At 47.6% G+C, this 10,908-nt stretch carries 3 protein-coding genes and 1 pseudogene; 1 reads left to right on the top strand and 3 read right to left on the bottom strand.

Annotation, left to right across the window (positions count from 1 at the left end; genetic code table 11):
- Window positions 1-129: 129 nt before the first annotated feature.
- A pseudogene (locus PUZ33_RS10805) lies at window positions 130-831 on the top strand (tyrosine-type recombinase/integrase); the annotation flags it as partial.
- 653 nt (window positions 832-1,484) lie between these two features.
- Here the strand turns inward: PUZ33_RS10805 and hhe are convergent.
- The 3 genes from hhe to PUZ33_RS10790 all read right to left on the bottom strand — a co-directional run bounded on the left by hhe (window position 1,485) and on the right by PUZ33_RS10790 (window position 10,893).
- On the bottom strand, window positions 1,485-7,220 hold the full coding sequence (gene hhe, locus PUZ33_RS10800) for a DUF4011 domain-containing anti-phage protein Hhe (RefSeq protein ID WP_252107688.1): 5,736 nt from the start codon (window positions 7,218-7,220) through the stop codon (window positions 1,485-1,487).
- A gap of 186 nt (window positions 7,221-7,406) precedes the next feature.
- Window positions 7,407-9,449: a DUF262 domain-containing protein gene (locus PUZ33_RS10795; protein WP_252107686.1), complete on the bottom strand. Its 2,043-nt coding sequence runs from the start codon at window positions 9,447-9,449 to the stop codon at window positions 7,407-7,409.
- A complete protein-coding gene (locus PUZ33_RS10790; RefSeq protein ID WP_000443937.1) occupies window positions 9,442-10,893 on the bottom strand; it encodes a DUF262 domain-containing protein in 1,452 nt (483 codons plus the stop codon). Before PUZ33_RS10790 ends, PUZ33_RS10795 begins: the two co-directional genes overlap by 8 nt.
- Window positions 10,894-10,908 lie beyond the last annotated feature (15 nt).

The raw sequence follows: 10,908 nt of genomic DNA, 5'->3' as shown, positions 1-10,908 counted from the left end.
CGCGATCAACAACCTGTTTGACTGCTTCAGTTTTAAACTCTTCGGGATAACGCTTACCGCTCATGGGCACCTCTCTTTAAGCCATCTTAAATGACTCTGAGGTGTCTGTTAAACCCGTGGCGATTCACAGAAAACATCAAGCCAGAGCACATCAGAAAGTATATGGATAAAAGAGGGGTTAAGAGCAGGGTCCAGGCGAATCGAGAGAAAGCGTTTATGTCGAGGGTGTTCAGGTGGGCATATGAGCGTGGCAAAGTGAAGATGAATCCATGCCAGGGTGTGAAGCAATTTAAGGAGCAGGCACGCACCCGATACGTCACTGACAAAGAATATGATGCACTTTTCAGCGTTTCGTCGTTACCGGTTAAGATTGCCATGGAGTTGGCCTATTTATGCTGCGCCCGTCAGGGTGACATTCTGGATCTTAAAAAGAGTCAGATACTTGATGACGGAATTCTAATTCAGCAAAGCAAGACGGCAGTAAGTCAGATTAAGGCTTGGACAGTACGCCTATCTAATGCGATCACCCTGGCAGATTCACTTCCGTTAAACAGCGGTATGGTCAGCCTGTACGTGATTCACCAGTCGTCAGGTTCTCGTTACACACGAGATGCATTTAATGCTCAGTGGATGAAAGCGAAAAAACTAGCCGCTGAAAAATTTCCAGAGCTCGAATTTAACTTCACGTTCCATGATCTTAAAGCTAAAGGGATATCTGATCTGGAAGGCACACTTCACGAGAAGCAGGAGATTTCAGGCCATAAAAACGCATCGCAAACAGCAAGATATATCCGGAAAATTTCTGTAGTACCGGTGGTTGGGGGGCAGTAATGCCCTCTTTTTGTGGCGAAGTCGAATGGCGAAACAATGGCGAATGTCGAAAAAAAGACAATAAAAAACCACCTTTCGGTGGTTTGCACGACACTGCTTATCATTGATTTTATTCGACTTTTCCCATGGTACCCGGAGTGGGACTTGAACCCACACAGCGCGAACGCCGAGGGATTTTAAATTCTACGTAGGATCAATGAGTTACATAGCAGTGCATTGCGAAACTTTGCTGACGTTGAATGGTCGTCTTTGCAACCACTGGCAGAAAATGGATAGCCGTAGATTGCGTTGAGCACAGAAACAGCACAGGGTAATCGTCTACCTGGTCCTGTAAAGGAGGTTGTTGCCACACAAGCTAAAGCGCTTGACCTGCCCCCAGTATTCGGTACAACTGTCAGTTAGTAATGGACTGACCCCACCCCGGTAGACGATCCTGACCTATAGTTTGAGTATAGGGGGAGCATATGGGCACACCAAGGTCAATCAACCAATGACTGAGCAAATCAGGCTCAACATTACGGTTGTTAGGACGCGTGTGCCAATCGCCTAGATAACGATAGCCCAATTCCTCAATAAAAAACCTGACTACGCGCTGTTGAGTTGCGCGTTCACGTTGTCCGACAGTTGTCACTGTTCTTATTACCTTTAACTAATTATGCCAATTCAGAATCAAACGCTGCATCATTCGCTTCAGCCTCTGCGCCATCAATTAATGCCAAGACTCGGTCAAGAAAGCGTTGCGCTTCGTATACATCTGTTGCTTGCCGCAGATAATGAGGTATTCGTTCAACAAACTCGGAACGTGATAAAGGCTGATGTTCCAGCAAAGCCTCAAGCATTGCGGGCCGCAACAAACGACGATCAGCATCAACATTAGGAAGCTCAACCTCAATGACATGTGTGGCAAAATACTTAAGTTGCTCCTTAAGCCCCAAATTGGGCATAAGAGAATCAATTGAGTCAGACGCCACTTCAGCGCTTGACTCAATCGTTTCGACATATTCATAGGAAGGTACAACAACGTCTGGAGCCAATGTTTTAAGCTCATGGAGTTTACGGATAATCGGAGATAGAACCTCATCAGGATTACTGAACCAATCAGTGGACCAAATGCGGCTAATTCTCCAACCCAAACGCTCCAGAACCTCTTGACGCAAACGGTCACGATCACGAGCAGATTTAGCTGAGTGATAAGCCGCACCATCACACTCTATGCCCATTAAGTAACGGCCAGGACAACCTGGATCTTTCACAGCTAGATCAATAAAGAATCCTGCAACCCCTACCTGAGGTTCACACTCAAACCCAGCGTGATTGAGTGCTTCCATTACAGCAACCTCAAAGTCACTATCTGGAGCCCTGCCGGTATGCGTTGTGAGGGAATCTAGTTTGCCACTTTCGGCAAACTGTAAAAAACCTTTCAACGAAATAACACCAAGTTTACTGGTTTCACTCGTCAATACATCTTCAGAACGCATTGAACTAAACACATGCATCCGTTTTTTTGATCGAGTGAAAAGCACATTCAAGCGACGCCAGCCAACATCGGAATTGATAGGTCCAAAGCGTTGATAAACCTTTCCACCATGCTCAGAAGGTCCATAGGTAAAGGAAATAAAGATTACATCACGCTCATCCCCTTGAACGTTCTCAAGGTTTTTCACAAAAAGTGGCTCTTCCATGGCATATAAGCCATCGATTGCATCGTTAAATTCAGGGCGATTTCGGCGCAATTCATCGATAGCGCGCTCAATTTGATCGCGTTGCTTGGAACTCATGGCCACTACCCCGAGTGACTCACCCGGCCGGTGTTGCGCATGATGAAGTACGGCCTCAGCAACTGCTTGGGCTTCTTCAATATTGTGTTGATTGGAGAACCGACCTTTTGACACATAGGTAAATTTAATCCCATACTCTGGAGACTCAGCATTTGGGGAAGGGAATATCACCAAATCACTGTTATAAAAATGGCGGTTAGAGTATGCAATCAACTTTTCATGTCGTGAACGATAGTGCCAACGCAAACGTCTCATAGGAAACAGTGGCAAAGCAGCATCCAAAATGCTGTCAGTATCACTTAAAGCCGCGGCATCATCGTCATCTTCTCCGTCGGCACTTCGATCAAAGAAACTGGTTGGTGGTAGCTGTTTCGGGTCACCAACGACCACTAGTTGCTTGCCCCTCGCGATGACACCCAATGCATCCTCTGGCTTCACCTGAGACGCTTCGTCCATCACCACCAGATCAAATTCCATTCGTCCAGGTTCTAGGTAATGAGCTGCTGACATTGGCCCCATCATGAAACAAGGTTTAATTGCAACCAGCGCATTACATGCACGGTTAACCAATTGCCTAATTGGAATATGTCTGGTTTTTTTACCCAACTCATTTTTGATCAAAGCTAGTTCTGTATATTCACTTTTCTTACCACCAGAATTCCCTTCTGGTATATTTCGGCAAGCAATTTTTGCTGCAATCCGCTGACGTTGTAATTCAATCAGTTTTTTGTCGTAATCTTTAAATGACTTCTGCAAAGCATTGCGCTGTGAGCCGGAAACTCTCATCAATTCAGGGTGGATGTGAATAACCTCCCGCGCCAGCTGGTCATGAATTGCTAATGCTAAACCCAATTCAACTTTTTCAATCGGGAGCGAGCCCGCAAGTACAGCACTCCAGATTCGCTGCAATCCATTTTCATGCATCTGCTCGTAACAACGAATAAAGTTAACCCACCCGTTCAACCAACGGGGTTGCTGTATTGCTCTTTCGTTGCGCTCGATTAATGTATTAAGAGAACCATCAGTCGACTTGAGCCACTGACTCCGCTCTAACTTTGTTTCTAGCGCATATAACTCAGCATTTTTAATCTGTTCATTCCATTTCGAAACTATTTCCCCACCATCACGACATAGTAAATCGTAATCACTACCACTAGCCAAATGTCTGATCTGGGTAGCCAAGGATACGCAATTTATCTTATCAACCAGTTGCTCGGCAAAATTCAGCGTGTCGTTAATAGTGTCTAACGTCAGTTGATTATTTTTATACGCACCGCAAGCCAATGGGGTTAATTGTAAAAACGCCCCTAACTGTAACGAGTCATTTTCAAGGGATATCTGAAGATCGTTTATGTTTTGCAAAATCTCGGAGGAATGAGTCATCTGCTCTAATGATATATCTGGATTGATAAACCATCCCTGCAAGGCAATGAGAGTATTCCGCACCTGTCGGTAAGATTGCATCAATACACCTTGCTCACCTAACCAAGATGCATGTTCTTCCAACAAGCTAGAAATACGCGGTAATAACTTAGCCTCGTGCTCGACCCGTTTAACCAAAGTCATTAATCTTGAGCTAATCTGCGATTTCTCGATTAAATGCACACCTTTGATAATCTCACCATCTAGGTTAAATAATCCAGAGCCTATCGCAACTCGCTTTCCAAAACCTATCCCGTAACAAGCTCGGACCTTCTTGTACCAATCACGCAATAACATGAGTTGTTCACAGTCGGTGTCCAACCCTCGGAATGCATTACCAAGTTGATTACCAAAGTCACTTTGTTCAAACCGTTGTAACAGCTCCGAATACTTGAGCAAATCAGCTGAGCAGCGTTTTAACTCAGCAAACTTAGTGTCAGGCTTACGAGATTGCGCCATGAGCAGTGCCTTGGCACTACGCCAATCACTCTTAAACCATGCAAATAATCCCCCTTGCTGGATAACAGCAACGGCATGCGCGAGCATCTCTTGGGAAGGCAACTGGTCCAATTGATACAAAGTAGATAGACCATCTCTTAAAGGACGCAATGTTTCGATTTGACACATTAAGTCGCGCAATACTGCATCGATATCATCATCATCAAAAAGAGGATCTCGAACTCTAATAAGCTCAGTCGGTAAAGCACCCAGAATCGACAACAACTCAGAGCAGAATAGCAATCCAGCTTGCGAATCATCGATATACGAAGCAATACCATCTGGCAAAGCATTTTTGAAATCGTTTAATTGCGCATAAATAGATGATAACTCATCATGAATTGATTGGATGGATTCAAGCCACCTGACCAAATCACGTAAAGTGAAATCCTCTGCTGCACCATATTTTTCCAGCTCTTCACGAGGAAAGTCACACGATTGTCCTTGTTCTAAAAGTCGTAGCTTTTGAGGCTCGATAACCTGGCTCAAGGCCACATAATGACCTTGTAGCAACTCGAACCTATCTAAATAGTGACGCACCCGTGCAATGGCATCGAGTGAATCTAGCTCACTAAGTGCTGGGAAATGCTCTGAACCACACAACACTGGAAGATTCGACTGATCTTCTACCAATTGCTCAATATATTGAAGCGTATTAAGGCTTTCGCCTTCCAACGCCCACTTATCTACATATTCTTGATAGCTATGTTGAAAGTCGATAATTGATGTCTGCCAAGTTTGTAGCAAATCGACTATACGAGCGCTGTCAAACAATTGAATTTGTGTGTTATTCACACCGCTCCAAGGGTGCTCATATATTTCTGCATTAGCCCCCACCTGCTCACGAACCTCTTTGTAGATGCGGCTAAACTCTACTATTTGGTCACGCAGCCGTAATTGGGTCACTTTATCCAACTGCTTCCCGGAAAGGTTTTCGATATGAAGCGCTGTTGCATCAATATCTAATTTGTGACGATAACGGGTTGCACCACTCAAAATCTGATGGATCGTTTTGCCTGTTTGCGCCCATTGGTTATTGATCAATGCGGCATATTCATTGAGCTGCTGCTTAAGATCTTCATAACGCAAAATCTGAGCATCAATCTCTTCCATAGTAGGCATGGTCGCCTGACTCACCAAGCGAGCATTAATATCATCCAGCACCTTGCGCTTATGAGTTTTATGACTGTGCAACTCTAAGCAAAATTGACCTAGCCCCGCACGATCCAAGCGACGTTTGACGACCTCCAGTGCAGCCATCTTCTCTGCCACAAACAGGACTTTCTTACCGTTGAGCAGAGCTGCTGCAATCAAGTTGGTGATCGTTTGTGATTTGCCACTACCAGGAGGGCCCTCAATGACTAAGTTTTGACCACGGATAGCATCGATCAACGCACTGTGCTGCGAGCTATCCGCATCATCGATTAGTGGAACCTTGTCATGAATATCAGGGTAACTATCGATGCAGTACTCATGCTGACCGAAGCCACCAGGTAAGCCGGAATTCTCTTGACCACAGCTCTGACTGGTGAAAAAGCGACGAATTACTTCATGAGACAATATATTGCGCTTGTCACAAGGCCAGCGGGCAGGATCGAGGTCAAGATACATCATCATCTTGCCAAAATTGAGCAAGCTAAGTGCACCATAACGTTTCACAGACCATTTAGGTTTGTGCTGCTCTACAACCTTCTTCACCGAAGCAAAATAAGACTCTGGAGTTTCCTCTTCATTGAACAAAGGAAGAGCGAGGCCAAAGTCAGCCTGAAGTTTTTCCTTCAAAGAGAGATTGGGCAAAATATCTTCACCCGTGTAATAAAGTTGAAACTTGTAAAGACCATCCTTCGGATCTAATTTTCCTCGTTCACATCTCACCGGAATTGTAAATAACGGTGCATAACGTGCCTTTTCAGAGGAATCGCTTTCATACCACTCAAGGAACCCTAACGCCAAATACAAGATGTTGGCGCCACTCTCCTCCAAAGCAGTTTGAGCCTTACCATAGATGGCGCGCAAACAAGCTTCCAGTTCATTTGGATAAAGCAGAGCCTGTATCCGATTATCGTCATGAGAGGGATTGGAAGAAGATATACTAATCTCATTCCCAGCCTTTGCCTGTCGTTCAAAATCCTCAAGCCCTTCATAGCCTGCTAAGCAGCACGCCTCCTTCAACGCTGACAAAGCTATACCTTGATTAACGTATTCAGAACGAATCCCTGTTAATTTTCCATTCTGGCCTTGGGCATATTGCAAGATAAACTGATGGGCTTTTTCCAGCAACTCTCTATCTGAATCAGAAACAACCGTTTTATGGCTATCTGGTAAATCAAAATCTGTACGGATTCCTAAGACGTGCGCCCAATCCTTAGCGCTAGGATGAGCTCTTAACTGTATATCTTTACCATCTGGCCCAACTTTGAGATAGCCATGCTCTAACAGCTGCGCTCTAGTTGGATCGGGCACAGGAGCAAATTCCATCGGGATTTCCGAGCAAAGGGTTTCATAAAGCTGTTCTGGTAATTCATCAACAATACGTAGTGAAGACCCTTTTTGAGTGATAGGGAAATTCAAAAGTCGATTTCGAGACGTAAGGTCCAATAACTTCTTACGCATAGCCTCGAGGGAAGTCAGAATAAAATCTGAGCCTCCTTGATTGAGTTCCTCTGCTGTAGAGGTATCTACAGTCGACATAATGTTCTCCATTTCTTAGGGTCCACAAGTAAAACGTTTTATGCTGATGCATCACAAAAAGACCGCAGTAAACTGCTGCAAAGAAGAGGAGATTTTTAGTCTCCCCTTCTTTATCAATCAGATCATACAATCAACTTAACGCCCATTAGTTGATAGCAGCCAAATTTCATAAACAGATTCAATCCGTTATTGCTGAATTTGATTGGATAGTAAGACCTGCAACATATCTTGTTGATGCTCAGCTATCTCATCTTCCAGCCAACGACCTTTATCTTTCATCAGCCGAATCATAGCAAGCAATTTAAGACTATCAGTCTGGTTATTGGCAAGGCTTGCTTCAAAGTGCTCCTGCTTCTGTTGCGGCTGGAAGTTACTCAAGCGCGAGTTCTTGCTGTGGCTGATAAGGCAAAGGTTGCCAAACGAATGGAGTGCACTCTGCTCAACCGGTTTATAGCCATCCATCGGATGCTGGGGTGAGAAGTGCTCCACCGAGCTGCGGAAAGTGAACTCAAAGGAGCCAGCAACTTTGTCGCTATTCCGATCTCGTACCCACAGCAGATAGTCGAGGAAGTTGAAGACAAAGTTGTTCTCGATATGACCGAAGCGAAGTTTGGATGTAATCACCTTGTGCCAACTCTCATCCACATTGATGGCAGGCAACAGGGCGTTATCAAGGTAGAGCATCTGGTAATAGGAAGCCCCTTCACCAGGCGCCAAAAAGCGCTGGAAGACAAAGCGGCGAGCCTGACTCTCCAGATAGGACAGATAAGCCCCGGCATCCACCGGTTGATCAGGGTGACAATTGTCGAACAGATATCTCAGTGCACCATTCAGCCAATGTTTGTAAACCAGGGTCGGGGTCGACACATGAAACGCCGACAGCAACATCAGGACCCGCCGGTTAACACCAGAGAAACCATTCTCATTTTCATCCTTGTCAAAGGTATTGATGTAACTGACGCTCTTTTCCGAATACCAGTGCAGCCGCTTCAGACTCCAACTATCCTTGCCATCGGCAAACTCGCGCTTGATGATGAACTGATCAAACAGATACTTGCTCTTTAACAGGCCATAGATAAAACGCTGAACTGCCGCTACTGGATCCGGTTGCCTTATCACTCGCAGCTCAAACTGATCGACCAGTTGTTTATCATCAAGCGGCACCCCCTCCGTATCACCCGGGTCGCGGCTCACGAGTCGCAGCACATGGAGCAAGAAGTTGGAGAAGTTGATGACGCTGTTAAAGCGCTCGGAGCCTGCGCTCTCCTCCTCCACCGTCTGCTCACCATCAAGCTTGTCATCCTGCAAAATGGCCAACAAGGTGCGCCCTTGGCTACCGGCAGCTGCACGGCTTTTATCGGCAGCGTCGGCCGTGTTTTGGGATCCTAGCAGATCAAGCAGATGGGCAAAATCACGGGGCACAAACTGACCCCAGTCGCTCTCACCAAACAGACGGTGGCGCTCTTGCGGGGTAAAGCCGTACTGGATATAGCGCTCCATATTGGCGCAGGCATCCCATACCCGGGTCAGGATATGAATACTTTGGCGACGATGCTCTTCCTCGGGTATCTGGTTCAGCGTCTCCATCAGCCGCGCCTTGATCACTTCATGCTTTTCCAACTGCTCGCCGCGATTGTTCATCGCCTCGAAGAAGTGATTGAGATCGGTATCCTTGGGTACTTCGATACGAGAGATCTGCACATGCTTGAAGAGGTAGTCGCAAAAGGCCGTCAGTTTAGCCCCTACCAAACCAAGATCCGCCATTGCCTTGTCAATCAGCTCAAAACCGTTCACCAAACCTTCATTGAAGGTACTCCCCCGCAAATCGTAGGGGGCAACACCCTGCCATAAGCGCTCGAAGGTATGGCTCGATATCGGGCGACTCTCAAAAGCGAGGTTGATGGTCTGATACCAGCTCATATCCACCGAATCTATCGCGTGATGTTTGAGCCAATTGGCCAGCAGAGAGAGGGTAGTAAAGCGCTGCTGGCCATCGATTACCTCGAAACTGCCATCGTCCCGGGCAAACACCACCAGGGTGCCGATATAGTAGGTTTGCGGCCCCTTACCACTGACCAATTTTTGCTGATAATCCAGCACATCCTGCAGCAGCTGGGTGATCTCTCCCTCACCCCAGGCATAGTTGCGCTGGTACATGGGCACCAGATAGCGGGCGCGATCTTCAAGCAGTGCACGAATGGAAAAGGGGCGAACGCCTGCATCATTCATAATATTTCATCTCCCGAAACAGCCCGACCAGCTCATCTTCGGCACCATTGCGATTGTTCTTGTTCTCTCGACTGCTCATGCTAGGCAAAGGGAAGCCGTGCAGATCTCCCGGCAGACGAGCATCACGAATGGCACGGATCAGATTGTGCTCCAGCACATAGTTATCCATGGTTGCCAACTGCACTACCTGCTGGCGGATGCGGCAGCGATAGGCCCAGATAAAGCACTTCTCGATGGCCAGTGACAACCCTTGGCTGCCGAACTTGTCGATATAGAAGATCAGTGCGCAGTCGAACATGGCCCGCACATAACGATCCCCGGTGCGGTGGCGACGCTCGTAGCTGCCCAGGGTCGATAGCACCTTGCTGGCCATCGGTGTCAGCGTTTCGCCGAGCAGGGTGGCAGATTGCGCCTTGCCGGAATCAGACTCCTCGGCCACGATGGCGGCCACCCGCGTCTGGTAGTACTCGGCCATCTCGAAAAAGCGCCGACCATTGATGATCATCTGGTCGAGATGAAAGGGAAACGTCATGTACTGGCCGTCAATCTTGCGCTGGTACTGGCGGTTGTACTCATCGACAAAGTGGTGGGCGATGCGCAGCGACTCCACGTAAGGATAATGCCCTACCCGATCTAGGTTGACCCCCTTGAAGAGATCCACCTCCCCCTTGCCAAAGTAGCGGGCCGACTTGCCCTCGGCCCACTGGCGTACCCGATAGAGATAGAGGGCGAACAGATTGGCCAGCTCGTCGCTTGGCAGGCGCTCCCAATGGGCGACCGCCTCGGCCTTGAGATTGGCCTCATGACCGGCAAACTCGCGCAGGTGAAATGCCTTGAGCAGATCGTGAGGAGCCAGATCGCGCCCCCGGGCATTTTGCGAATCGAAGAACTGGAACGCCTCCGAGATATCCTGCAGTACAAAGCAGACCACCTGACAGCGGTTGAGCAGAAAGTCAATTTGCTGCTCGTCAAACTCAGGGCGGGCCACCAGCCGACGCAACTCCAGATAGTTGCGTCTGAGGTTGAACTCCGAATCCCGGCTGGGGAAGCGCTGGCGCTGCATAAACGCATCGATAGGTCCACGCAAGACCTGCAATTGCTCACGCAGATCCTGACGTTGAAACCGGATACTCTTCTCTTTGCCACTGCGATTTTCGTTATCCAGCACCTCGATCAGCGCCTTGACGGTCAACATCAGGGTCAGGGTGCGTTGCTGACCATCGACGATATCAAGCATCTCGCCCTGCTCACTATCGGTGTGCTGATGAAACACCACCGAGCCCAGCCGGTAGGCGCTCTTGTCCTGATGGGTTGCCAAATCGGTAAAGAGATCCGAGATATTCTTGGAGCCCCAGCGGTAAGGTCGCTGATAGCTTGGGATGGCCAGTTGGGGAATGGCCAGCAACTGGCGTACCGACTGCACTTGATTATTAATGCTCTCCATCATGCCTCCTGCGGT

It is taken from the genome of Enterobacter cloacae complex sp. 2022EL-00981, assembly GCF_028737495.1.
Classification (GTDB): Bacteria; Pseudomonadota; Gammaproteobacteria; order Enterobacterales; family Enterobacteriaceae; genus Enterobacter; species Enterobacter cloacae.
Note: the sequence above shows the minus strand (reverse complement) of the source record. Positions and strands in the feature narration are given on the sequence as shown.